Annotated in this window: 21 protein-coding genes, 1 tRNA gene and 1 other RNA gene; 7 read left to right on the top strand and 16 right to left on the bottom strand. The window is 71.1% G+C overall.

What is annotated here, in order from left to right:
* Positions 1–11: 11 nt before the first annotated feature.
* Positions 12–84, bottom strand: a tRNA-Ala gene (locus tag AC3EN4_RS04865).
* A gap of 88 nt (positions 85–172) precedes the next feature.
* On the bottom strand, positions 173–763 hold the full coding sequence (locus tag AC3EN4_RS04870) for a YqgE/AlgH family protein (RefSeq protein ID WP_234583082.1): 591 nt from the start codon (positions 761–763) through the stop codon (positions 173–175).
* 172 nt (positions 764–935) lie between these two features.
* Here AC3EN4_RS04870 and AC3EN4_RS04875 point away from each other — a divergent pair, with 172 nt between their 5' ends.
* Complete coding sequence (locus AC3EN4_RS04875; protein ID WP_435204714.1) at positions 936–1736, top strand: S-methyl-5'-thioadenosine phosphorylase; 801 nt, start codon at positions 936–938, stop codon at positions 1734–1736.
* Between the two features lie 123 nt (positions 1737–1859).
* Positions 1860–3455, top strand: coding sequence for a benzoylformate decarboxylase (gene mdlC, locus AC3EN4_RS04880; RefSeq protein ID WP_435204715.1), 1596 nt, complete (start codon positions 1860–1862; stop codon positions 3453–3455).
* 15 nt (positions 3456–3470) lie between these two features.
* On the opposite strand, the gene AC3EN4_RS04885 is transcribed toward mdlC, so the two are convergent.
* The 11 genes from AC3EN4_RS04885 to pruA all read right to left on the bottom strand — a co-directional run bounded on the left by AC3EN4_RS04885 (position 3471) and on the right by pruA (position 13788).
* Positions 3471–4418, bottom strand: a complete 948-nt coding sequence (locus AC3EN4_RS04885; protein WP_435204716.1) for a hypothetical protein — start codon at positions 4416–4418, stop codon at positions 3471–3473.
* Positions 4419–4462: 44 nt separating this feature from the next.
* Entirely contained in the window at positions 4463–4924 is a 462-nt protein-coding gene (locus AC3EN4_RS04890; RefSeq protein WP_435204717.1) for a hypothetical protein, read from the bottom strand.
* A gap of 155 nt (positions 4925–5079) precedes the next feature.
* Positions 5080–5706, bottom strand: coding sequence for a hypothetical protein (locus AC3EN4_RS04895; RefSeq protein WP_435204718.1), 627 nt, complete (start codon positions 5704–5706; stop codon positions 5080–5082).
* 413 nt (positions 5707–6119) lie between these two features.
* Positions 6120–6683: a hypothetical protein gene (locus tag AC3EN4_RS04900; RefSeq protein ID WP_435204719.1), complete on the bottom strand. Its 564-nt coding sequence runs from the start codon at positions 6681–6683 to the stop codon at positions 6120–6122.
* 755 nt (positions 6684–7438) lie between these two features.
* Positions 7439–7814, bottom strand: a transfer-messenger RNA (tmRNA) gene (ssrA, locus tag AC3EN4_RS04905).
* A gap of 103 nt (positions 7815–7917) precedes the next feature.
* A complete protein-coding gene (gene smpB, locus AC3EN4_RS04910) occupies positions 7918–8397 on the bottom strand; it encodes an SsrA-binding protein SmpB (protein ID WP_354817929.1) in 480 nt (159 codons plus the stop codon).
* A 141-nt stretch (positions 8398–8538) separates the two neighbouring features.
* Complete coding sequence (gene ftsX / locus AC3EN4_RS04915; protein ID WP_422738443.1) at positions 8539–9414, bottom strand: permease-like cell division protein FtsX; 876 nt, start codon at positions 9412–9414, stop codon at positions 8539–8541.
* A 68-nt stretch (positions 9415–9482) separates the two neighbouring features.
* A complete protein-coding gene (gene ftsE / locus AC3EN4_RS04920; protein ID WP_007455859.1) occupies positions 9483–10163 on the bottom strand; it encodes a cell division ATP-binding protein FtsE in 681 nt (226 codons plus the stop codon).
* Positions 10164–10281: 118 nt separating this feature from the next.
* A complete protein-coding gene (gene prfB / locus AC3EN4_RS04925; protein ID WP_422738442.1) occupies positions 10282–11403 on the bottom strand; it encodes a peptide chain release factor 2 in 1122 nt (373 codons plus the stop codon).
* Positions 11404–11467: 64 nt separating this feature from the next.
* On the bottom strand, positions 11468–11983 hold the full coding sequence (locus tag AC3EN4_RS04930) for a PadR family transcriptional regulator (RefSeq protein WP_007455856.1): 516 nt from the start codon (positions 11981–11983) through the stop codon (positions 11468–11470).
* A 176-nt stretch (positions 11984–12159) separates the two neighbouring features.
* Entirely contained in the window at positions 12160–13788 is a 1629-nt protein-coding gene (gene pruA, locus AC3EN4_RS04935) for an L-glutamate gamma-semialdehyde dehydrogenase (RefSeq protein ID WP_435204720.1), read from the bottom strand.
* Positions 13789–14332: 544 nt separating this feature from the next.
* Here pruA and AC3EN4_RS04940 point away from each other — a divergent pair.
* Positions 14333–15463 (top strand): hypothetical protein, encoded by a 1131-nt coding sequence (locus AC3EN4_RS04940; protein WP_435204721.1) that lies wholly within the window; start codon positions 14333–14335, stop codon positions 15461–15463.
* 11 nt (positions 15464–15474) lie between these two features.
* On the opposite strand, the gene AC3EN4_RS04945 is transcribed toward AC3EN4_RS04940, so the two are convergent.
* Positions 15475–15984, bottom strand: a complete 510-nt coding sequence (locus tag AC3EN4_RS04945) for a DUF6912 family protein (protein ID WP_435204722.1) — start codon at positions 15982–15984, stop codon at positions 15475–15477.
* A gap of 203 nt (positions 15985–16187) precedes the next feature.
* Between AC3EN4_RS04945 and AC3EN4_RS04950 the strand changes: the two genes are divergently transcribed.
* Positions 16188–16415 (top strand): helix-turn-helix transcriptional regulator, encoded by a 228-nt coding sequence (locus tag AC3EN4_RS04950; protein ID WP_053657286.1) that lies wholly within the window; start codon positions 16188–16190, stop codon positions 16413–16415.
* Between the two features lie 222 nt (positions 16416–16637).
* Positions 16638–17222: an Rv3235 family protein gene (locus tag AC3EN4_RS04955; RefSeq protein WP_435204723.1), complete on the top strand. Its 585-nt coding sequence runs from the start codon at positions 16638–16640 to the stop codon at positions 17220–17222.
* A gap of 180 nt (positions 17223–17402) precedes the next feature.
* On the opposite strand, the gene secA is transcribed toward AC3EN4_RS04955, so the two are convergent.
* A complete protein-coding gene (gene secA, locus AC3EN4_RS04960) occupies positions 17403–20330 on the bottom strand; it encodes a preprotein translocase subunit SecA (RefSeq protein ID WP_422738437.1) in 2928 nt (975 codons plus the stop codon).
* A 168-nt stretch (positions 20331–20498) separates the two neighbouring features.
* On the opposite strand from secA, the gene AC3EN4_RS04965 reads away from it, so the two are divergent.
* Together AC3EN4_RS04965 and AC3EN4_RS04970 are read left to right on the top strand one after the other, a co-directional pair.
* Positions 20499–21650 carry a GNAT family N-acetyltransferase gene (locus AC3EN4_RS04965; RefSeq protein WP_435204724.1) on the top strand — a complete coding sequence of 384 codons (1152 nt, stop codon included), beginning with the start codon at positions 20499–20501 and terminating at the stop codon, positions 21648–21650.
* Positions 21647–22762, top strand: a complete 1116-nt coding sequence (locus AC3EN4_RS04970; protein WP_435204725.1) for a GNAT family N-acetyltransferase — start codon at positions 21647–21649, stop codon at positions 22760–22762. Before AC3EN4_RS04965 ends, AC3EN4_RS04970 begins: the two co-directional genes overlap by 4 nt.
* Positions 22763–22825: 63 nt before the next feature.
* On the opposite strand, the gene hpf is transcribed toward AC3EN4_RS04970, so the two are convergent.
* A complete protein-coding gene (gene hpf / locus AC3EN4_RS04975; protein WP_435204726.1) occupies positions 22826–23452 on the bottom strand; it encodes a ribosome hibernation-promoting factor, HPF/YfiA family in 627 nt (208 codons plus the stop codon).
* Positions 23453–23655: the final 203 nt, after the last annotated feature.

A 23655-nucleotide genomic window follows, 5' to 3' on the forward strand; every position in this document is an offset into this window, starting at 1 on the left:
CAAAACAAGGGTGGAGCCGAGGGGACTCGAACCCCTGACCCCCACACTGCCAGTGTGGTGCGCTACCAGCTGCGCCACGGCCCCTTGCTGTCGTCCCGGTCGCCCGGGCACTCGGAAACTATACACAGACCCGCCAGCATGGTCATCTCGCGGGGGTCCCCACCCGACCGGGTCAGTTCAGCGCCACGTCCGGCGGGAAGTGGGCGACGGCGGCCATCATCCCGCCCTGCCGGCGCAGCACCATCGGCCACAGGTCGTCCGGGCGGTCGACGAAGGCGTCGCCGGGCAGGGCGTCCAGCAGGAACCAGGACCCATCGGCGATCTCCTGCTCCAACTGGCCGCTGCCCCAGCCGGAGTAGCCGGCGAACACCCGGATACCGCCGATGCTCTCCCGCAGCTTCTCCGGGTCGACGGAGAGATCGATCGTGCCGACCGCCCCGGACACCTGGTGGAAGCCCTTGAGCCGCCGTAGTGGTTGCCGCATCCGGGCCAGGCAGATCGCCGAGTCGGGTTGCACCGGGCCGCCCTCGAAGAGCACCGCCGGGTGGCGCGCCAGGTCACTCCAGTCGCCCAGCACCTCGGCCACCGGCACCTCGGTCGCCCGGTTCAGGACGACACCGAGCGCGCCGCCCGGTTCGTGGGCGACCAGCAGCACCACCGTACGGTCGAAGTTCGGGTCCTTGAGCGCCGGAGTCGCGACCAGCAGCCGCCCGGTCATCGACTCCATCGCTCGTCCGCCGATCGCCTGGCCCTCTCCCTGCATCCCACCTACCCGTCAGCCGTGAGCCCGCACCCGGGATCCGTCATCCGCCGCCTCCGCACGGTGCATCGGTGTCAGCCGCGCTGTCAACGCCATGCCTGGCACCATAGCCTGCGTCCCGGGCGCTGGCTAAGGTCTGAGCGGCGGGTGATCGGACAGTTGCGACGGAGGTTCCATGACACCGACGGCAGACCTCGCGGTGATCGGCGGCTCGGGTCTGTACGCGCTCCTCGACGGCACCCCCCATGAGCTGGGCACCCCTTACGGTCCACCGTCGGACGCGGTGACCATCGCGGAGGTGGCCGGGCGACGGGTCGCGTTCCTGCCCCGGCACGGATCCGACCACCGGTATCCGCCGCACCGGATCCCGTACCGGGCCAACATGTGGGCGCTACGCTCGCTCGGCGTACGCCAGGTGTTGGCGCCCTGCGCGGTCGGTGGGCTGCGGCCGGAGCTGGGTCCGGGCACGTTCGTGGTGCCGGACCAGCTCGTCGACCGCACCAACGGTCGGGTGCAGACCTACTACGACGAGGGCGCGGTGCACGTGCCGTTCGCCGACCCGTACTGCCCGAAGGGCCGGCACGCCCTGCTCACCGCGGCGGCCGGGCGGGACGTCACGGCAGTGGACGGCGGGACGGTGGTGGTGGTCGAGGGGCCCCGGTTCTCCACCCGTGCCGAGTCGCGCTGGTACGCCTCGATCGGGGGCACTGTCGTGAACATGACTGGCCACCCGGAGGCGGTGCTCGCCCGGGAGATGGCGCTCTGCTACTCCTCCATCGCGCTGATCACCGACCTGGACGCCGGGGTGCAGGCGGGCGAGACGGTGACCCAGGACGAGGTGTTCCGGGTGTTCGCGGCCAACACCGACCGACTGCGGGACGTGCTGTTGGACGCGCTGGCCGCGCTCCCCGCCGAGCAGGACTGCGCGTGTGGTCGGGCGTTGGACGGCATCAAACTGCCCTTCGCGCTCCCCTGAGCGCTCTCGGACGACCTCCCCGGACGCCGGAAAAGCCCGAAACGTCTGTCACATCCCGATAGATTCGGCTGATCGGGAGGGCGGCCCACGGTCGCCCCTGCGCGCGAGCGGAGGCAGGCGACGATGGCAACGGTCCGGGACGCGACGTACGACGTGCTCCGCACCCTGGGCATGACCACCGTCTTCGGCAACCCCGGCTCCACCGAGGAGCCGTTCCTGCGGGACTTCCCGGCCGACTTCCACTACGTCCACGCGCTGCACGAGGCCACGGCTGTGGCGATGGCCGACGGGTACGCCCAGGCCGCCGGCCGTCCCGCACACGTCAACCTGCACACCGCGCCGGGCCTGGGCAACGGCATGGGCAACCTGGTGACCGCCTGGCACAACAAGACGCCACTGATCGTCACCGCCGGTCAACAGACCCGGGAGATGCTGCTGCTGGAACCCCGCCTGACCAACCGCCGGGCCGTCGAACTGCCCGAGCCGTACGTCAAGTGGAGCTACGAGCCGGTCCGCGCGCAGGACATCCCGGCGGCGCTGCTGCGGGCGTACGCGACCGCCGTACAGCCCCCGGTCGGGCCGGTCTTCCTCTCCCTGCCGATGGACGACTGGGCCCAGCCCGCCGAGTCGCCGCCCGCGCCGCGTTCGGTGGCGACCCGCTTCGCGCCGGACCCGCAGCGGTTGGCGATGTTCGCCCGGGCGCTGGCCGACAGCCGCGACCCGGTCCTGGTGTTCGGACCCGGCGTGGACCGTTCCGAGAGCTGGTCGACGGCCGTCGCGCTGGCCGAGCGACTGGCCGCACCGGTCTGGTCGGCCCCGGCACCGGAGCGGGCCGTGTTCCCGGAGGACCACCCGCAGTTCCGGGGGGTCCTGCCGTTCGCCATCGGCCCGCTCGCCGAGGCGCTGCACGGGCACGACACCGTCCTGGTCGTCGGCGCGCCGGTGTTCCGCTACTACCCGCACGTACCGGGCGACCACCTGCCCGAGGGCGCCCGACTGCTGCACGTCACGGACGACCCGGACGAGGCCGCCCGAGCCCCGGTCGGCGACAGCCTGCTCGCCGACCCCGGACTGGCCCTGGCCGCCCTGCTCGACCTGGTCCCGGCCGCCGACCGGCAGCCGCCCGCGCCCCGGGCCGCCCCGACGCCGCCGGAGATCACCGCGCCGCTGAGCGCCGACGCGATGTTCGCCGCGCTGGCCGCGCACTGGCCGGCCGACGGCGTACTGGTCCAGGAGTCACCGTCCAACCTGGCCGCGCTGCGCCGCAACCTGCGCATCACCCGACCCGCGTCGTACTTCACGATGGCCAGCGGCGGCCTCGGCTACGGCCTGCCGGCCGCGATCGGCGTGGCGCTGGCCGAGCGCGACACCGGGCGCGGCCGGCCGGTGGTCGCGGTGATCGGCGACGGCTCGTTCCACTACTCCGTACAGGCGCTCTGGACCGCCGCGCGCCTGTCGCTACCCGTCGTGGTCGTCGTCCCGATCAACCAGCAGTACGCGATCCTCAAGGCGTTCGCCGAGCTGAAGGACACCCCTGGCGTGCCCGGGCTGGACCTGCCGGGACTGGACGTCACGGCGATCGCGGCCGGCTACGGCTGTGCGACCGAGGTGGTGCGGACTCCCGACGAACTCGGCGCGGCCCTCGCGGCCGGGCTGCGCGCCACCGGCCCCACGGTGCTGCCGGTGCCGATCAGCACCGACGTGCCGACCATCCTCTGACCAGGCGCCCGGCGGTCACCGTGGGGCGAGCGTCAGCGGGGCGCCGCTGACCACGTCCAGCACCGGCCGCGCCCCCAGCGGCTCGGTCAGGGTGACGACGACCGGTTCCAGCTTGAGCATGGCGTTGCAGACGCCGGTGGACCGGACGACCGTGCCACCGACCACCACCGCGTCGGGCCGTTCCGACACCAGCGGGGTGATGCCGGTGTCGCAGGAGCCGACGCCCAGTCGGACGGTCAACCGCGCGCCGTCCACCGCCGCGAGGTCCTGTGCCGCGACCACGCCGTCCGGTGGCGGCTGCGTCGGCGGGGCCACCGAGGGGACCGGTGTGACAGCGGTCGGCGCGACGGCGAGCTGGGCCACCGGCGTGGCCAGTTCCTCGACCGTGAACAACCAGGCCGGGACCTGCGCCTCGCCTCGACTCGTCCGGACCGGCACGGCGCCGAGCGTCACCCCGGTGACGGTCAGCGGCAGACAGGCCGTCTGCGTCGTGCTGGTGGCCCAGCCGTCCGGCCCGGGCTCGACGGTGGGATCGCCGGGGGTCGGCAGTCCGGGTCGCTTCGGCCGACCCGGGCAGGGCAGCGGGTCACCCTGGTCGAGCTGGCGGTACGCCTCCGCGGCGGTGATCAGCGGCAGCGTCAACCGGCCGTCCGGGAAGCGGACCTCGCCACTGACAGCTGTCGACGGGATGGCGACCTGCGCGCGGTACCAGCCGGCACGAAAGGCCGTCTCGGTGTCCGGGGTGAACCGCGGGTCGCCGGTGAGCACGGTCGGTCCCTGGAGGGGGACGTACCCGTCGTGCCAACCGGGACCGGGCCGCCAGGCCGCGGCGACCGCGGCGGCCCGGTCGTCGAACGCACGGGGGGTCGACGCGGTGGGACCGACGCCGGAGTCGGCGACGGGCGCGGCGCAGGCCACCATGGACAGCAGGGGCAGGACGAGCAACAGGACCGGTCGACGCATGCCAGGTTCGACGGTGCCGGCGGCCCGGGGGTTCCGCCGTCGACTCAGGTCTCCCCACCCAGATCCGTCTGGTACGCCTGCCAGAGCAGGTTCGCGCCCCGCCGCCGGTGCCGGGCGAGCGCCCGCAGCAGGTGCCCCGCGCGGTGGCGTAGCTCGTCCGAGCCGGCCTCGGGCCGTTCCGCGACCCGCTGCACGGCCAGGATCGCGGCGACGATCGCGGCGTGTTCCCGGGTCAGCGACCGGATACCGTGGTCGAGGCGGGGCGAGTGGGTGAGCAGTTCCCGGTAGAGGCCGGCCGGCCCCTCGGTGACCCGCACGTGCTCGGCGAACCCCTGCCCGACCGGACGCAGGCGCAGCAGCACCGTCTCGCGCCACCGCGGCTCGGCTGCCGTGACAGCGACGGCCCGGGCCAGGGCGTGCAGGTCGGCGGCGAGCCCGGTGGAAAGCGGCCCGGACGGATGCGGACGGGTCGCGCCCGACGGCTGCTGGACTCCACCGGTGACCATGGCACCTCCCGCACCGCGCCGCTACCCCATACCGTGATGGTGAACGATGCCCGTTCGCCCTGTCCAGGGGGCTGTTGGTGCTCATCTGCCCCAGGCGTCACAGCCGTCTACTCCGGCCTCAGCGGGCCCTGGCGACGTGCGCTCCGACGGGCCGCTCAGGCGTCCGCCAGTCGGCGCAGGTGGGCGGCGACGGCGCGAGCGTCGGGTGTGACCTCGGGCCCACCCGCGACAAACGCGTCGGCCAGCGCGCGCAGCTCGGACGGCGGCAGGACCGGCAGACCCATGCCCCGAAGCGGGATCGTGGCCCGCTGCCCGCTGACCCGATCGTGGACGACGACGGCGGGCGGGCCACCCTCCGTTCCGCGGTACGACTCGGGGTCGATCCGGGCGGTGGCGAGATCGACGGTGCGGCTGCGCAGCGCGCCTCGCAGGTGCACCCGGCTCCCGTCCAACCACGCGGCCGTCCGCAGCACCCGCAGCACCAGGTAGACACCGAGCAGGACGAACGGGAGCCCACACAGCCCGAGGAACAGTCCCCGCCCCGACCCGCCTCCGGACTCCCGCAGCGCGGGCGGCAGCATGCCGGGCGGCAGATCGCGGGCCTCCTCATAGGTGGCGAACCCGTCCCCGGGGCCGGTGAGGCGACGAATCAGCCCGCCGGCGAGCACGGGCCCCAGCACGAATGCCGCACCGACCGCCGCGACGAGCACGCCCGTCACCATCGCGAGCGTGCGTTGACCGGCTGACGCGCCGACCGACAGACGCAGTCCCTGGTTCGCCACAGCCGCAGCGTAGGCGGCGACGTAGGCAGCGGCTTACCCGGCGGCGTCGCGTCGGAGCGCGCTGATCGACGCCAGCTCGCCGAGGTAGGCGTATCCGGACGTCGGGATGCCCCCACATCAGCGAAGTGCAGCGGATCAACCGCTCCGCCCACGGGCATCACCACCTCTCACGGCGCGCCCGCCCTCGAAGCCACCGCACGCCATCAGCCGACACCACCCCAATGAGCGTGATGCCTCTGCGTCATCTTGATGACCTACAGGCATCACGTCTTTGGCGGTGGCCCCGCCCCCGGGGCCGCCCCTCCGATAAGCGTGATGCCCGAGGGTCAGCTGCCAAACAGAAAATGACCGAGGGTCTGGAAATGCGCCGATGGCCGGCACCCGTTGTCGGGTGCCGGCCATCGGTGTTGGTGTCAGCTGTTCCAGTACTGGCCGACCAGGTCGGTGGCCTGCTGCTCCCACTGGGCGTACGCGTCCGGGTAGGCGGAGACCTGCACGGTCTGCGCGGCGTCGGTCAGGGGCATGTCCTGCCAGCCGTCGACCTGCTTGAGGCCCTTGAGGAACGCCGTCGTGGAGTACTCGGGGTTGGTGATCTGCTCCGGCGTACCCCAACCACTGGACGGGCGCTGCTGGAACAGGCCCAGCGAGTCGTGGTCGTTGGCGTCGCCGAGGTGGCCGAGGTTCTCCAGCTTGGACTCCTGCAGGCTCGTCGCGATCGAGATGACCGCCGCCCGCTCGGGCAGGCCGGCCTTCTTGGTGGCGGCGATGATGGCCTTGGCGTTGGCGGTCTGCTCGTCGTTCAGGTCGATGTGCGACTGGTCGCCCTGCGGCTTCGGCGCAGTGGTCTGCACGGCGGCGGCGGGCTTGGCGTCGGCGGCCGGGGTGGCGGCGTGGGCGGCGATGGGGCCGGCGAAGACGCCTCCGGCGAACGCGAGACCAGCAACAGACAGCATGCTCTTGCGGAAGATCGTGTTCATCAGGGGTTGCTCCTTCGGGGGTAGGAAACACCCACGCGTTTCAGGGGGATGCGGGGGTGTTCAGCACCTCGTCCGGGCGCTTGCAAAGTCTGGGGGGCGGCGGCCGGCGAGCGGGGGCTCGGGCGCCGCGGACCGGGTTCAACGACCCGACGACCGGGGCCATTCCCGCACGGGGCGGCCCATGGCGGTTCGTGTGTAACGACCGGCTGGCCGGGGTCATTCCCGGGGGCTTTGGCGGCCTGCGGCCCCGTGGCGGCCGGTCCGGGTGTAACGACTTGGCGGCCGGAGCCATTCCCGCAGGCGGGCGGCCGCGCGGGCCGCTGACCCGTGCTCCTGCGATCGTCGGGGTATGTAACGGCCCACGGCCCGCCACGCTTCCCGCCCACGGGTGCCGCCCGCCACCACGAACGCCCCAGAGCGGACATCACGCCCAGCCGAGGCACGAACCGCGCGGTGATCGACTCGAGTTCGCCGCACTGGGGGTATCAGGGAGTGGTCAATGGCCCCATGTCGGCGAACTCGTGTCGATCACGACATCGCACGGCGCCGCACCACAGCGCGCGGCACCGGTCCCAGGCTCTCGATCGCCAACAGCGCGGTGAACACCACGTCGGCCAGTTCGGCCGCCACGTCCTCGCGCGTGTGGGTGACACCCTTGCGCGGATTCTGCCCGAACAGACCGATCCAGGCGGCGGCGACTTGGCCGGATACGACGATGCGCCCCGGCCGGTGGGCCGGGGCGCATCGCTTCGAGGTGGTGGAGGTGCCGGGAATCGAACCCGGGTCCTTCGCCGGTTTGTCAGGGCTTCTCCGAGCGCAGCTCGCTATGCCTCTACTCGGCCCCACCGCTCACGCGAGCAAGTTGGTGTGACGGGCCCAGTCGCTGATTGATCTCGCCGCACGGACCCCGCGACCGGGTCCGATTGGCCAGCCTTCTAGCTGATGCCGGCTAACTGGGACGAAGGCGTTCCCAGGCCGACAGACTCACTACTCGCCTCAGGCGGCGAGAGCGAAGTCAGCGCGATTGTTCTTGGCGCTTATTGGTTTCCGACGACCGATTCTCGAGACGACGTCGGCTTCCTCGGCTCGCTTCCCCTGTCGCTGCGTACGAAGTCGAAACCAGTCACCCCCTCGACAGGCCGCCTCGTGGCGGCACTGACAAGACTAACGCCTGCCGCAACGGCTTTCATCCCGAGGCCCAACCCGGCGCGCCGACCTGGACAAACTGGACGAATCAGTCGTCCATTCCCTTGCCGCGCCGACCGGACACCCGGGCGATCTCCCGGTCCGCGTCGCGCTTGGCGAGGTCCTGGCGCTTGTCGTACGACTTCTTGCCCTTGGCCAGGGCGATCTCCACCTTGGCCCAGCCGTCGGAGAAGTAGACCTGCAACGGCACGATGGTCAGACCGCCCTCGCGGGTCTTGCCGACCAGCTTGTCGATCTCACCACGGTTGAGCAGCAGCTTGCGGGTACGCCGGGGCTCGTGGTTGGTCCAGGTGCCCTGGGTGTACTCCGGGATGTGCATCGCGTGCAGGTACAGCTCGCCGTCGCGCTCCTGGGCGAACGCGTCGACAAGCGACGCCCGCCCGGCCCGCAGCGACTTGACCTCGGTGCCGGTCAACGCCATGCCCGCCTCGTACGTGTCGAGGATCGAGTAGTCGTGGCGGGCCTTCTTGTTGGAGGCGACCACCTTGCGCCCCTTTTCCCGTGGCATCGGCGCCACCCCCTTTCCCCTGGTTGGTCCGACTGCGGGTTACCCCGGCCGGACAACCGATCATGCTACCGGAGTAACAAGGACCCTCCCGCGCCGTTTATTTCCGGCGGCGGGAGGGTCCCGGTCAGCAGACGAACCCGACTAGACCCGCAGGTAGAAGCGCAGGGTGATCCAGGCGGTCGCGGCGCTGACGAGGCCACCGACGACGGCCATCAGCGGGAAGACGACCAGGATGTCGCCCCAGCTGATCGGCGACAGCAGGCCCTGCAACGCCTTGAGTGACCCGTCGAAGAGCAGATATTTCGCTGCCACCAGGGCCACCAGGCCGAGCAGTGCGCCGATCAGGCCGGCCACCACGGCCTCCAGGACGAACGGCGCCTGGATGAACCAGTTGGACGCGCCGACCAGCTTCATGACCGCCACCTCGCGCCGCTTGCTGTATGCGGCGACCTGGATGGTGTTGGCCACCAGGAGCAGTGCGGCGATGGCCATCACGACCGCGGCGGCCAGAGCGATGTTCTGGATCGCGGTGAGTACGTCGAAGATCTTGTCCAGGAGCCGGCTCTGGTCGACGATCTCGTCGACACCCTCGGTGTCCTTGTACTGGTCGTAGATGTTCTTGTACTGCTCCGGGTTCTTCAGCTTGAGCCGGAACGACTCCGGAAGCTGATCCGGCTTGACCGCGTTGACCAGGTCCGGCGCGTCCTGGTACATCTCCTGGAACTTCTTGTACGCCTCGTCCTTGTTGACGTAGATGACGTCCTTGACCAGGGGGTCGTTCTTCAGCTTGTCGTTCAGGTCGGTGCGCTGCTGCTCGCTCACCTCCTGGCTCAGGAAGATCGAGACCTCGATGTTCTTGTAGTAGAGGTCCTTCATGTCGTCAACCTGGCGGTACATCAGACCGCTGGCGCCGAGCATGGTCAGCGAGACCGCCATCGTGATGATCATCGCGATGGTCATGGTCACGTTGCGCCACAGTCCGACCAGTACCTCGGACAGGACGTATTTCACGCGCATCGGGATTTCCTCCGGGTCTCCGGCATGAGGTGTTCGTCGTCAGGCTGCGAGAAGGGTGAAGCGCCGGTTCACCCGTAGACGCCGCGGGCCTGGTCACGCACGATGCGGCCGCTCTCGATCTCGATAACGCGGCGGCGCATCTGGTTCACGATGTTGGAGTCGTGCGTGACCATCACGACGGTCGTGCCGGTGCGGTTGATCCGGTCCAGCAGACGCATGATCTCGATCGAGGTGTCCGGGTCCAGGTTTCCGGTCGGCTCGTCCGCCAGCAGGATCAGCGGACGGTTCACGAACGCCCGGGCGACGGCGACCCGCTGCTGCTCACCACCGGAGAGCTCGTGCGGATAGCGGTGCTCCTTGCCACCGAGCCCCACCAGCTCCAGCACCTCCGGCACGACCCGGCGGGCAACCGCCTTGGTCTTGCCGATCACCTCGAGAGCGAACGCCACGTTCTCGTAGGCGGTGCGGTTCGGCAGCAGCCGGAAGTCCTGGAAGACGCAGCCGATCGAGCGCCGGAAGTGGGGTCGCTTCCAGGAGCGCATCGACGTGACGTCCTTGCTGTTGACGATGACGCGTCCCTTGTTGGGGGTCACCTCGTGCAGCAGCATCTTGATGATCGTGGACTTGCCGGAGCCGGATGGACCGATGAAGAAGACGAACTCGCCCTTCTCGATCGAGACGGACACGTTGTCGAGCGAAGGCCGGGACGCCTTCGGGTACGTCTTCGTCACTTGCTCAAGCTGAATCACGGGTGGTGAGTCTACGCGGTGTAACAACTGAGCCAAGCCCCACGCCCCGCAGATGGCGCGCGCGTCGTCGAATCAGGCTCTCACCTGGAGATCGACGACGCGCTCCGCCCGCGAGTCGTTACGCACCGTCGCTGGCGAGCTGCCGCTGCTTGCGCCAACGGATACCGGCCTCGATGAAACCGTCCAGGTCGCCATCGAAGACCGCGCTCGGATTGCCGGTCTCCTGCTCGGTTCGGAGATCCTTCACCATCTGATACGGGTGCAGGACGTACGAGCGCATCTGGTCGCCCCACGAACCGGCCGCGTTCTCCTTCAGGCCCTCCAACTTGGCCTGCTCCTCCTGGCGCTTGCGCTCCAACAGCCGGGCCTGGAGGACCCGCAGCGCGGAGGCCTTGTTCTGAAGCTGGGACTTCTCGTTCTGGCAGGTCACCACGATGCCGGTGGGGATGTGGGTGAGCCGGACCGCCGAGTCGGTGGTGTTGACGCTCTGCCCACCGGGACCCGACGAACGGTAGACGTCGGTCCGGACCTCGTTCTCCGGGATGTCGATGTGGTCGGTCTGCTCGGTCACCGGCAGCACCTCGACGCCCGCGAAGCTGGTCTGCCGCCGGCCCTGGTTGTCGAACGGGCTGATCCGGACCAGCCGGTGGGTGCCCGACTCGACGCTGAGCGTGCCGTACGCGTACGGCACCTTGACGGCGAAGGTGGCCGACTTCAGGCCCGCCTCCTCGGCGTACGAGGTGTCGTAGACCTCCGTCGGGTAGCCGTGCCGCTCAGCCCAGCGCAGGTACATCCGCAGCAGCATCTCGGCGAAGTCCGCCGCGTCCACACCACCCGCGCCGGCCCGGATGGCGACCAGCGCCTCCCGGGAGTCGTACTCGCCGGAGAGCAGGGTGCGGACCTCCATCTCCTGGATGGCCTTGGTCAGCCCGGTGATCTCCGCCTCGACCTCGGTCAGCACACCCGGGTCGGATTCGGCCTCGGCCAGCTCCAGCAGGACCCCGGCGTCGTCGAGCCGGCTGCGCAGGCTGCCCAGCTTGCTGATCTCGCCGTTGACGTACGACAGCTGCGAGGTCACCTGCTGAGCCTTGGCCTGGTCGTCCCACAGGTCGGGGGCGGACGCCTCCTGCTCCAGACGGGCCTTGTCCTCGTGCAGCCGGTCCAGATTGAGGACGGCCTCGATGTTGCGCAGGGTCGCGTCGAGTTCCTTGAGCTGTTCGGCGTAATCGGCAGCGGTCACGACAGACAAGCGTACTGTGCCGCGGCCGGAGCAGCGCGTTCCCCGTCGGCGGATCCGCCGATCGTCACCCGACGGGGGCGGACTTCAGCCACGACAGGGCCGCCCGGTGGTAGGCGACGGCGAACTCCAGGGCGCTGGCGTCGTACGTCTCGCCGTCCCGTTTGGCGTTCTTGACCTGTTCCCGCACCTGGGCGAGGGCCTCGGTGTGATATTCGTTGGCCGAGGCGTACAGGCTCTTGAGCTGGCTGGACGAGTGGAGGTTGCCGAAGGCCATCCGGAGCGCGATCGGGTTGCGGATCGTGTCCCGCCCCGGGTTCTCCGCCAGCCAGCGGGAAAACGTCCGTTTCCCGCTGGCGGTGAGCGCGTACGGCTGGCTCATTCGGGGGCCCGGCTTGCCGAGCCGCACGTAGCCCCGCTCGGCCAGGACCGGCAATTCGCGGTAGACCTGACTGCGGGTCATCGACCAGTAGGGCGCCAGCCGGCGCTCTGCGGCGGCCATCAACTGACCGCCTGTCATGGGACCCTCGTGGAGCAGCCCGAGAAGGGCCGCCGCCGTGGGGTTGACTCCGGATTCCGCCATGCCCGTTACGCTGCCACTTTGCGCTGCCGGCGTCCAGGATTTGGCGGTTTGCCACCCAAGAAGGACTTCCTAAGTGCACTGTCGGCGGCAGACTGTCCGTTGAGGACTATCGATGGCTTGCCGCCCTGGGCCGCCCGCCGACGGCGCTACGCGCGCCGCCGGCGGGTCACCGCAGGTCAGCCCATGTGCGGGTAGGTGTGGTCGGTCGGCGGCACGAAGGTCTCCTTGATCGTCCGCGGCGACACCCAGCGGACCAGGTTGAGCCAGGAGCCCGCCTTGTCGTTGGTGCCGCTGGCGCGGGCGCCACCGAAGGGCTGCTGCCCGACGACCGCCCCGGTCGGCTTGTCGTTGATGTAGAAGTTGCCGGCCGCGTACCGCATCCGCTCGGCGACCGAGTCGACCACCTGCCGGTCGGTGGCGAACACCGACCCGGTCAGCGCGTACGGGGCGATCGACTCGGCCTGCGCGACCACCTCGTCGAAGCGGGCGTCGTCGAACACGTGCACGCCCAGGATCGGCCCGAAGTACTCGGTGGTGAACGTCTCGTGCGCGACGTCGGAGCACTCGAAGAGCGTCGGCCGGACGAAGTAGCCGACCGAGTCGTCGGCCGTGCCACCGGCCAGCACCCGGCAGCTGGCGTCCCCGTTGATCAGCTCCAGCGCGGCGGTGTGCCGCGCGAACGCCTTGTCGTCGATCACCGCGCCACCGAAGTTGCCGAAGTCGGCCACGTCGCCGTAGGTCAGCGAGTCGGCGGTGGCGGCCAGCCGGTCGCGCAGGCCACCCTCCCAGATCGAGCGCGGCACGTACGCCCGGGAGGCGGCCGAGCACTTCTGGCCCTGGTACTCGTACGCGCCGCGGATCAGCGCGGTGTGCAGCGCGTCCACGTCGGCGCTGGTGTGCGCGACCACGAAGTCCTTGCCGCCGGTCTCGCCGACCAGCCGCGGGTAGCCCCGGTAACGCGCGATGTTGTCGCCGACGGTCTTCCACAGGTGCTGGAAGACCTTCGTCGAACCGGTGAAGTGGATACCGGCCAGGTCCGGGTCGGCGAGCACGACATCGGAGACCTCCTCACCCCGGCCGGTCACCATGTTGATCACACCGGGCGGCAGGCCGGCCGCCTCGAAGAGCCGCATGGTGAAGTGCGCGGCGAACTGCTGGGTCGGGCCCGGCTTCCAGATCACCGTGTTGCCCAGCAGCGCCGGCGCGGACGGCAGGTTGCCGGCGATGGCGGTGAAGTTGAACGGGGTGACCGCGTAGACGAAGCCCTCCAGCGGGCGGTGGTCGAAGCGGTTCCAGACCCCGGGCGACGACGCCGGCTGCTCCTCGAGCAGGCGGCGCGCGAAGTGCACGTTGAAGCGCAGGAAGTCGATGAACTCGCAGGCCGAGTCGATCTCCGCCTGGATCGCGGTCTTCGACTGGCCGAGCATGGTGGCGGCGTTGAGGGTGTCCCGCCAGGGGCCGGCGAGCAGTTCGGCGGCGCGCAGGAAGATCGCGGCCCGCTCCTCGAACGGCAACGCCCGCCACATCGGCGCGGCGTCCTTGGCCGCCTTGATCGCGGCGCGGGCGTCGTCGTGGGAGGCATGGGCGGTCACGCCGAGCACGCGGGCGTGCTTGTGCGGCTGCACCACGTTGATCGGGTCACCGGCCGCCATCCGCTGCTCCCCGCCGATGGTCATCGGTAGGTCGATGCGCTCGGCGGCCAGCTCGGTCAGCCGCCGCTGCAGCCGCTCGCGGTCTGCGCTGCCCGGCTCGTAGTTGCGAACCGGCTCGTTGCGCGGCTCGGGAACGGAGAACACGGCATCCATCAAGGCTCCTGGCGATCTCGACAGCGGTGGCGAAACCGGACCCGCGGGCACCGACCGGATAGCCGGACACCGGACGCCGCGCGGGGTGGCCGAGCAGCGGCGGGACCTCCCGCGATTGTTTCACGCGAAGGTGCTGGCCCTGCCGCCGCCGTCTCCCGGTTGCTCAGGACCGGCTGCCCGTTCCCTCCTTACCAGCTCGCGGCTCGCCGTGGTGGGGCTGGGGCGATCGTCCCCGGCTCCGGGCGGTCAGGCTTGATCCCTGCGCCGGGGACGCTCGCCCCAGCCCCGACGTTGGTCGCGGTCCGCGCGCACGTCGCCGTTCCTTCGGGGGTACGTCTCGACGCGCCGCCCGTGTTGACGCGCCGCCCCGTGTTGTGGAGCTGCAACCGTGTCCCGCCCTGGGCCGGTTGACTTTGCTCGACTTGGCCTGATGGCTCGGCTGGGTTGGTTGGTGCGTACCCGTGGGGTGTGGCTCGTTCGGTGGGGGGCGCGGCGGTCCGCGTACCCTGAATGGTCGGTGACCTGGCGCCTCGAAGGGGAGACGATGACCAAGCAGCCCGGCCGCGACTCAGCCGCGGAGTCGGACCAGCCGGCGGTCGACGCGACCACCTCGACCACACGGCCGGTCCCGGCGCCCGGCGCGGCGGTGCTCGCGCTGCTGGCGCTCGGCTGGCTGGCCGCCATGCTCTGGTCGACCCGGGAGGCCATCACCTCGGCGGCGGCCGGCATCACCGCGATCAGCCTGTCCGCGTTCGCCCTGCCCGGCGTGATCTCGGCCGCGCTGGTGGCCGGCGCGGCCACCGCGCTGGCCTTCGGCAACCTGCTGTCCCGCCGGTACGGCGAGTGGACGACGCTGCGCTTCGTCGGCGCGATCGGGGCCGGGATGCTGGTCGGGCTGGTCGCCGCGGTGGCGATCAACCTGACCTACTTCGACACCTCGACCACGAACGTGATCGCCGGCACCACCGCGGCCGCCGCGATCATCGGCGGGGCGATCGCGGGCGCCCGGACCGCCCCGGCGGTCGGCGCGGTGGTGACCGCCGCCCTGGGCACGCTGATCTTCGTGGTGGCGTTCAGCCGTGCCCGGGATCCGCTGTTCGACCTCTTCGGCGCGGGCGACACCCAGCAGTCGCTGGTCGACGCGGCCAAGTGGGTGTCCCGCACCGAGTCGCTGCTCGGCGGCCTGCTGGCCGGACTGCTCGCCTTCGGCTACCTCACCTGGGCGCGGCATCGGGCGCTGCGGCGCGATCCGCTGACGCCCGCGCTGCGCTGGCCGGCGTACCTGCTCGCGGGCGCCGGACCGGGTCTGCTCCTGCTGCTCGCCGAGGTGATCATCCGGATCGGTGGCCGCTCACTGCTGGACCTGGCCAGCGCGCTCAGCGAGGCCGACGCGGTGGCGCAGACGTCGCTGGGCACCTCGCGGGTGGACAACGGCATCTGGGTGCTGTTCGTGGGGGCGCTGACCGCGCTCGTCGCGTTCGGCCGGACGCTCGGCCCGGCGCGCGGCGACGACGAGCCGGCCACCGACCCGGACACCGCGCCTCCGGCCACCGCGGCGGAGGCCGATGACGCGCACGGAACGGAGCCGGCGGCGGCTCAGGATGCCGCCGACACCGACCCGGCACCGGCTTCGCAGGCTGCCGCCGACCCCGCACCGGCTGACCCGACCCGCTGACCGACCGGCCGTCAGGTGGCGGTGCGCAGCAGCAGGTCCAGCTCCGTCACGTCGTACCACTCCAGCTCGTGGTCCTCGGCGCCGTCGACCGTGAACTGCGCGTCCGGGTCACCGGCGGCGGCCTCGGCCACCACGTCGGCCGCCGCCGCGACCTCGTCGACCGCGTCCGTGCCGTCGACGTGGATCGCCGCGACGGCGCCCACCGGCACGGTGCCGGTCAACGTCACCAGGCTGGAGCCCAGCTCATCGTCGCCACGGCCGAGCACGGCGGGCAGCAGGTCGACCGAGACGACCACCCGGCGGCGGGGCGCGGCCGGATCGGCACGGAGCAGGTGCAGTGCGTCCTGGGCGGCCCGGGTGAACGCGACGTACTCCAACTCCTCCTCGTCGCCCTCGGCGTACCACTCGCGCAGCGCCGGCGTCACCGCGTGCGCGCTGTCGGCGGTCAGCCCCTGCTCGCGCAGGCGGGCCAGCATGGGTACGGTCGCCGGCACGTACACCCGGACAAGCTCGTCGGTCACCGGTCGTCTCCCCGCTCGAGTCCGTGCCGACGGTAGCCGGCACGGGCGCAGATCATGCCGCACGCCGTGACCGTCATACACCCCGCCTCCGGCCGGTGGAAGTTTCCCGCCGGTGTGTCCGACCCGACGGTCGCGCTGCGGGTTGGGTGGCGAGCGCTGCCGGTGGCAAACTGAGGCAAACGACGTCAACCCCGGGAGTTCCTGTGGAGCCGAGGTTCCTGCTGCTCTCCGACGTGGCCGCCGAGCTGAACGTGTCGGACTCGCAGGTCTACCACATGGTCCGCAGCGGGGAGCTGCCGGCGATCAAGATCGGCGGGCGCGGTCAGTGGCGGGTCGAGCGGGCCCGACTGGAGGAGTACATCGCGCAGAAGTACGCCGAGACCGCCGACTGGGTACGCGGCAACCCGCTCGTCGACCGCGACCCCGAGTAGCGCCCGGCGCGGCGTGCGCCCCACGGGTTGATCGACTCCAGATCCCCGGAGTGGGGCCATCCCTGGCCACTGGATACCCCGAGGTCCGGGATCCGGAGTGGATCATGTCAGCCCGAGCGCCTTCTGTGCCTTGGTAGGCATTGACCGGGGCCACTTCGTGGCCGAGAATCTAGGGCGGTCGGAGGCAAACGAAAGCAAACGCAAGATCATGAGGAGGCGACGATGAGCGAGCGGCGACCCGGAGTCTCCCGACCACCCGTGCGCCTGCGTCCCGTTCCGCCGATCGATCCGCCGTACCAGGACGAGACGTACTGGCCGGGGCCGACCCACGGCCAACTCGCTCTCGATCTCTTCGCCTCGACGCGACCGGATCCGGTCCGGCCCCCAGTGCGCCGCTCGGTCGCCCGCCGCACGCCCGCGCATCCGGCGGCCAACCACCCGGGCGTGTCCCTGCCGCCGACGACCGCGTCCGAGGCCACCCGGGCCGCGCACCGCTTCGTCGGCACCTGCCTGGAAGTGGTCAACGGCTACCGCTCGCCGGCTCAGGTACGCCCTCTGCTCGACCCGGCCCGGGCCGTCGAACTGCTCACCGAACTCGCCCGGGCCACCGGGCGGGCCGGGCCGGCACGCCGTCGGGCGACCCGGCCGGCACTGCGGTTGCTCCGACTGCGGGTCTGCGAGCCCCGTGAGGCAGCCGTGGAGGCAGCCGCCGTGGTGAGCGGCCCCGGCGGACGGAGCTGGGCCATGGCTCTGCGCCTGGAGCACCGGCGCGGCCGGTGGCTGTGCACCGCGCTGCACGTCCTCTGACCCGGCACGCCGCCCGCTGATCGACTCGACATCCCGGAAAGCGGGGCATCAACCGGCCGCCGACACACCGACTTCCCGGAAGCGGAGTCGATCACACTGCCCGGCCAGACGTCGGCCGGCCGCAGACGCCGATGGGCCCCAGCCTTGTCGGCCGGGGCCCATGGGGACGCGCGGTGTCGGTCAGTTGCCGCCGTTGGGCGCGCCGTGGCAGCGCTTGTACTTGCGACCCGAGCCGCACGGGCACGGCGCGTTGCGGGACGGGCCGTTGCTGGCGTCGGCCTGGTTGGGTGCCGGACGCCGGGACCCGGCGGTCGGGAGCGTCGGGCCACGCAGCCCCGATGCCGGCCGCTGCGGGGCGGACGGCGCGCTCTGCCCAGGTGCCGCCGGAGCGCCCTGGGCCGGGCGGCCCAGGCCGAGCGCCGGTGCCTGCTGCTGCTCCTGCTCGATGGCGACGGCACCGGGGCTGGCCTCGCCGTCGATGGTCGGAGCGGAGTACTGCAGACCCTGCCGCCGTGGTGCCTGGTTGAGGCCCTTGGCGCGGATCTCGACCGGCTTGTCGAGCAGCTTGACCTCTTCCGAGTCGGCGTCGGGCTCCGGCTCGGTGACCTGGACGTCGATGTTGTAGAGGAAACCGACGGTCTCCTCCTTGATGCCGTCCATCATGCTGGCGAACATGTCGAAGCCCTCGCGCTGGTACTCCACCACGGGGTCGCGCTGGGCGTACGCCCGGAGGTTGATGCCCTCCTGGAGGTAGTCCATCTCGTACAGGTGCTCGCGCCACTTGCGGTCGATCACCTGGAGCAGCACCATCCGCTCGAGCTGGCGCACCCCTTCGGTGCCGAGCTCCTCCTCGCGGCGGTCGTACGCGGCGTTCGCGTCGTCCTTGAGGCGGGCGACCAGGAAGTCGGCGTCCATGCCGGCCCGGGAACCGCCGGCCTCCTCCTCCAGCTCCTCGATCGTCACGCCGACCGGGTAGAGCTGCTTGAGGCTGGACCACAGCTGCTCGAGGTCCCAGTCCTCGCCGTAGCCCTCCGAGGTGGCGCCCCGCACGTACGCCTCGACGGTGTCGTCGATCATGTTGCGGACCTGGTCGGACAGGTCCTCGCCGTTGAGCACCCGCAGCCGCTCGGCGTAGACGACCTGGCGCTGCTTGTTGAGCACCTCGTCGTACTTCAGCACGTTCTTGCGGATCTCGGCGTTCTGGCCCTCGATCTGGGCCTGGGCGCTCTTGATCTGGCGGGTGACCATCTTCGACTCGATGGGCACGTCCTCCGGGATGTTGAAGCGCTCCATGACGGCCTCGACCGCGCCGGCCCGGAAGCGGCGCATCAGCTCGTCCTGGAGGGACAGGTAGAACCGAGACTCACCCGGGTCACCCTGCCGGCCGGCACGACCGCGCAGCTGGTTGTCGATCCGCCGGGACTCGTGCCGCTCGGTGCCCAGCACGTACAGGCCACCGGCGGCGGCAACCTCGTCCGCCTCGGCGTCGCAGGCCTGCTTCCAGGTGGGCAGGACCTCCTCCATCGCCTTGGCGTAGTCCTCCTCGTTCTCCAGCGGGTCGAGGCCGCGCTGACGCAGCTCGTTCGCCGCCAGGAACTCGGGGTTGCCACCGAGCAGGATGTCCGTGCCACGGCCGGCCATGTTGGTGGCGACGGTGACCGCGCCCTTGCGCCCGGCCTGGGCGACGATCTCCGCCTCCCGGGCGTGGAACTTGGCGTTCAACACGTTGTGCGGGATGCCCCGGCGGCGCAGCAGCTGGGAGAGGATCTCGGAATTCTCCACCGAGACGGTGCCGACGAGCACCGGCTGCCCCATCTGGTGCCGCTCCGCGATGTCCTCGATGACCGCGTTGAACTTGGCCTTCTCGGTCTTGTAGATGACGTCCGGCCGGTCCTCGCGGACCATCGGGCGGTGGGTCGGGATGGTCACGACGCCGACCTTGTAGACCTTGTTGAACTCGCTCGCCTCGGTCTGCGCCGTACCGGTCATGCCGGACAGCTTGTTGTAGAGGCGGAAGTAGTTCTGGAGGGTGATCGTGGCCAGGGTCTGGTTCTCCTGCTTGATCTCCACCCCCTCCTTGGCCTCGATCGCCTGGTGCATGCCCTCGTTGTAGCGACGGCCGTGCAGGATGCGACCGGTGAACTCGTCGACGATCAGAACCTCACCGTCGCTGACGATGTAGTCCTTGTCGCGCTTGTAGAGCTCCTTGGCCTTGATGGCGTTGTTGAGGTAGCCGACCAGCGGGGTGTTCACCGACTCGTACAGGTTGTCGATGCCGAGCCGGTCCTCGACCTTGGCGACACCGCGCTCGGTGACCGCGACGGTCCGCTTGGAGTGGTCGACCTCGTAGTCGCCCTCGCCGTCGGTGCCGGGCTGGAGCCGGGCCACCACGCCCGCGAACTCGCCGTACCAGCGGGCCGAGTGCTCGGCCGGGCCGGAGATGATCAGCGGGGTACGCGCCTCGTCGATCAGGATCGAGTCGACCTCGTCGACAACCGCGAAGTTGTGGCCCCGCTGCACCAGCTCGTCCTTCGACCAGGCCATGTTGTCGCGCAGGTAGTCGAAGCCGAACTCGTTGTTGGTGCCGTAGGTGATGTCGCACTCGTAGGCGGCCTTGTGCTCGGCGGCCGGCCGGTTGGGCAGCACCACGCCGACGGTCAGCCCGAGGAACTCGTGCACGCGACCCATCCAGGCCGCGTCGCGCTGGGCGAGGTAGTCGTTGACGGTGACCACGTGCACGCCGTCGCCGGAGAGCGCGTTGAGGTAGACGGCCATGACCGAGGTCAGCGTCTTGCCCTCACCGGTCTTCATCTCGGCGATGTTGCCGAAGTGCAGTGCCGCGCCGCCCATCACCTGGACGTCGTACGGCCGCTGGCCGAGCACCCGGGCGGCCGCCTCGCGGGCCACCGCGAACGCCTCGGGCAGCAGGTCGTCGAGGGTCTCGCCGTCGGCGAGCCGCTCGCGGAACTGCTCGGTCATGCCGCGCAGCTCCTCGTCGGTGAGGTTGACGTAGTCGTCCTCGATCGAGCTGACGGCGGCGGCGATGGCCTTGAGCCGGCGCACCATGCGGCCCTCGCCCGCGTTAAGGACCTTTTCCAGAATCGACACGGATCAACGCTCCCCTAGACAGTCTCGAACCATCGTAGGCGCAACATCGGCGCGATGGTCACTGGTGGCGGCGGTCCGTTCCGCCGAACCCGACATAACACGCGCGCGGGCCGGGCCCGGGACGTTATCCGGTTACGCCCAGGGCGAACGTTCCGGCACGATGCACGGGTGGAACCTGTGGAGATCATCGAGGACGGGGTGCTGCTGCGGCCCTGGCGGGAGGCGGACGCCGAGGGCGTACACCGGGCCTGCCAGGACCGGGACATTCAGCGGTGGACCACCGTGCCGCGTCCGTACCGCCTCGAACACGCCCACGACTTCGTCACCCGGATTAGCCCACAGGCGTGGGCGGACGGCACCGGAGCGCCGTTCGCGGTCTGCGACGCGGCCACCGGCGACCTGCTCGGCTCGTGCGGGCTGATCTCCATCGACAGCGCCGGCACCGGCGAGATCGGCTACTGGACGGCTCCGTGGGCGCGCGGCCGGGGGGTGACCGTGCGGGCCACCCGGGCGGTGTCCCGCTGGTCGTTCGAGAAGCTCGGGCTGCGCCGGCTGCTCTGGCAGGCCGAGGTGGGCAACCACGCCTCCCGGCTGGTCGCGCTCCGGGCCGGATTCCGGATCGACGGCCGGGTACGGCTGGCGAACCCGGCACCGGACGGCGGGGTGGACGGCTGGATCGGCTCGCTGCTGCCGGGCGAGGTGCCCGAAGCCGGGTCGACCGGCCCGGCCGCCCGGGGCACCCTGGCGGCACGCCGGGCCGCCGTCTTCGGTCGCCCGCAACCCGTCCTGTTCGCCGCCTCAGCGAGCGGCGAGCTGCGGCTCCGGCCGATGGAGGAGCGCGATCTGGACGCGGTGGTGCAGACCTGCCGGGACCCGGAGACGATCCGCTGGACCACCGTTCCCGACCCGTACGACCGCTCCGACGCCCAGGGGTACCGGGACTACGCCCAGGCCGCCTGGGCCCGCGGGGACTCCGCCTGCTTCGTGATCGCCGACCCGGACGACAGCTACGCCGGCACGCTGGATCTCCGGCTCTCCCCCGCCGATCCGCTGCTGGCGGACGTGGGCTTCATGGTCGCCCCGGCCGTGCGCGGGCGGGGCTACCTGCCGGCCGCGCTGCTCGCGCTCAGCGCCTGGGGCTTCACCACCCTGGGCCTGGCCCGGATCGAGTGGAAGGCGAACGTCGGCAACACCTCGTCCCGCCGGGCCGCCGAGAAGGCGGGCTTCACGGTCGAGGGAACCGCCCGGGGTGGGGTGCCACACCGGGGTGAGCGGGTCGACGCGTGGGTGGGCGCACTGCTCGCCGAGGACCTGACGTGACGGGGGCGCCGCCGGTCGTCGAGGCGTACGGGGTACGGCTGCGGCCGTTCCGCGCCGACGACGTCGCTGACCTGGTCGACGGCTGCGCCGACCCGCTCAGCCAGCGCTTCGTGTCCACCATGCCGTCCCCGTACACCGAGGTCGACGCCCGCTGGTGGGTGGAGGCCGGCGCGCCGGCCGTCTGGACCGGCGGTGGCGCCGCGTACGCCATCGCGGACCCGGCCACCGACCGGCTGCTCGGCGGCGTCGGCCTGAGCAACCCGGTGCCAGCCCGGCGGCAGATGGACATCGGGTACTGGCTGCGACCGTCGGCGCGCGGACGCGGGCTGGCCACCGCCGCGACCCGGGCGCTGGCCGAACACGCCTTCGCCGCCGGCACGGTCCGGCTGGAGCTGCACACCGAGCCGGAGAACGCGGCCAGCCAGCGCGTCGCGCTGGCCGCCGGCTTCCGCTACGAGGGCCTGCGCCGGTCCGCCGGTCAGGACCGGAACGGCAGCCGGTACGACCTGCTGGCGTGGGTACGCCTCGCCGAGGATCCGCCCGGCCCGACCCCGCGGCTGCTGCCGGACCTGCCCGACGGAGTGCTCACCGATCGGGTGGTGACGCTGCGCAGGCGCGGCCCGGACGACGCGGAAATGATGTATGCCCTGCACAGCCGGCCGGACACGGTGGCCAACCAGGCTCCTCCGGTGCCCCCAACGCGGGAGTCGGTGCAGCGGCGTTGCCGGCTCGCCGAGAGCGCGTGGTTGACCGGCGACATCGCCGGGCTATTGATCATCGACGCGGCCACCGGCGAGCCGGCGGGCAGTTGCGGGCTGTCGTACACCGACGTGGCAGCCGGCGAGGCGTCGGTGGGCTACGCGCTGCTGCCCGAGTGGCGCGGCCGGGGGTACGCCACCCGTGCGCTGCGGCTGCTCGTCGACTGGGCGTTCGGGCCGGTCGGTGTGGCTCGGCTGATCGCCGGAACGGTGCCGGAGAACACCGCCTCGCACCGCGTGTTGGAGCGGGTCGGCTTCCAGCGCGAGGGCCTGCAACGCGGACGCCTGCCCGGCCTGGACGGCACACGCGTGGACGACCTGACCTTCGCGCTGCTCCCGGCCGACCTGCGCTGACGGAACACGGGGGCCGTGACGGGCGACCGCCACGACCCCCGTGTTCGACGGGAAGGACCCGCCTCAGGTGTCGAGGGAGATGATGCCGTAGTCGTAGGCGTGCCGTCGGTAGACGACGCTGGGGCGGCCGGTCTCCTTGTCCTGGAAGAGATAGAAGTCGTGGCCGACCAGTTCCATCTGGAACAACGCGTCGTCGATGGTCATGGGCTCGGCCGGGTGCACCTTCTCCCGGGCGATGTGCCACGGCTGGTCGTGCTCCTCCTCGGCGCGCTCCGCGACGGCGGTGCCGGCACGGACGCCCGACGCGGACAGCGGCGCGGCTACCAGGTCGGTGACCGGCAGGTCGGCGGTGGCGGCGGCCACGGAGATCGGCGCGTGCCGACCACGGTGTACGCGCCGGCGGTCCGCCGCGCGGCGTAGCCGGGTGTCGAGTTTCGCGATGGCGGCGTCGAGCGCGCTGTAGAAGTCGTTCGTGCAGGCCTCGGCCCGGATCACCGGGCCACGGGAGACGCAGGTGATCTCCACCCGCTGGCAGTGATCGGCCTGGCGCGGATTGCGCTCGTGAAACAGCTCGACATCGATGCGAATAATCTTGTGGTCGTAGCGTTCGACCTTTGCGAGTTTCTCGGCTACGTGTACCCGGTAATGGTCCGGCACTTCGACGTTGCGGCCCTTGACCACGATGTCCACGTGACCTCCCTTGTTCGGACGTCTTCGATCCGGTTTCCCGGTCGTGCGCCGTAGGAAGGCCCGCTGGCGTCGACCGGTCAGTACGGCTACGCCTCCTCTCACCGCCGGGGGTGGGATGGAACGACCTCCTACCCCTGACAGCGAAACGCTAACTCCTGTTCGCCCGGCAGTCACCCCATGTCGCCAAGACCGCCCGGGATTTT

It is taken from the genome of Micromonospora sp. bgisy143 (assembly GCF_057708145.1).

Coding starts and splice junctions, on each gene's coding strand:
- AC3EN4_RS04870 (WP_234583082.1), bottom strand. CDS start 763: ATGCAGGGAGAGGGCCAGGCGATCGGCGGACGAGCGATGGAGTCGATG.
- AC3EN4_RS04875 (WP_435204714.1), top strand. CDS start 936: ATGACACCGACGGCAGACCTCGCGGTGATCGGCGGCTCGGGTCTGTAC.
- mdlC (WP_435204715.1), top strand. CDS start 1,860: ATGGCAACGGTCCGGGACGCGACGTACGACGTGCTCCGCACCCTGGGC.
- AC3EN4_RS04885 (WP_435204716.1), bottom strand. CDS start 4,418: ATGCGTCGACCGGTCCTGTTGCTCGTCCTGCCCCTGCTGTCCATGGTG.
- AC3EN4_RS04890 (WP_435204717.1), bottom strand. CDS start 4,924: ATGGTCACCGGTGGAGTCCAGCAGCCGTCGGGCGCGACCCGTCCGCAT.
- AC3EN4_RS04900 (WP_435204719.1), bottom strand. CDS start 6,683: ATGAACACGATCTTCCGCAAGAGCATGCTGTCTGTTGCTGGTCTCGCG.
- smpB (WP_354817929.1), bottom strand. CDS start 8,397: ATGCCACGGGAAAAGGGGCGCAAGGTGGTCGCCTCCAACAAGAAGGCC.
- ftsX (WP_422738443.1), bottom strand. CDS start 9,414: ATGCGCGTGAAATACGTCCTGTCCGAGGTACTGGTCGGACTGTGGCGC.
- AC3EN4_RS04930 (WP_007455856.1), bottom strand. CDS start 11,983: ATGGCGGAATCCGGAGTCAACCCCACGGCGGCGGCCCTTCTCGGGCTG.
- pruA (WP_435204720.1), bottom strand. CDS start 13,788: ATGGATGCCGTGTTCTCCGTTCCCGAGCCGCGCAACGAGCCGGTTCGC.
- AC3EN4_RS04940 (WP_435204721.1), top strand. CDS start 14,333: ATGACCAAGCAGCCCGGCCGCGACTCAGCCGCGGAGTCGGACCAGCCG.
- AC3EN4_RS04955 (WP_435204723.1), top strand. CDS start 16,638: ATGAGCGAGCGGCGACCCGGAGTCTCCCGACCACCCGTGCGCCTGCGT.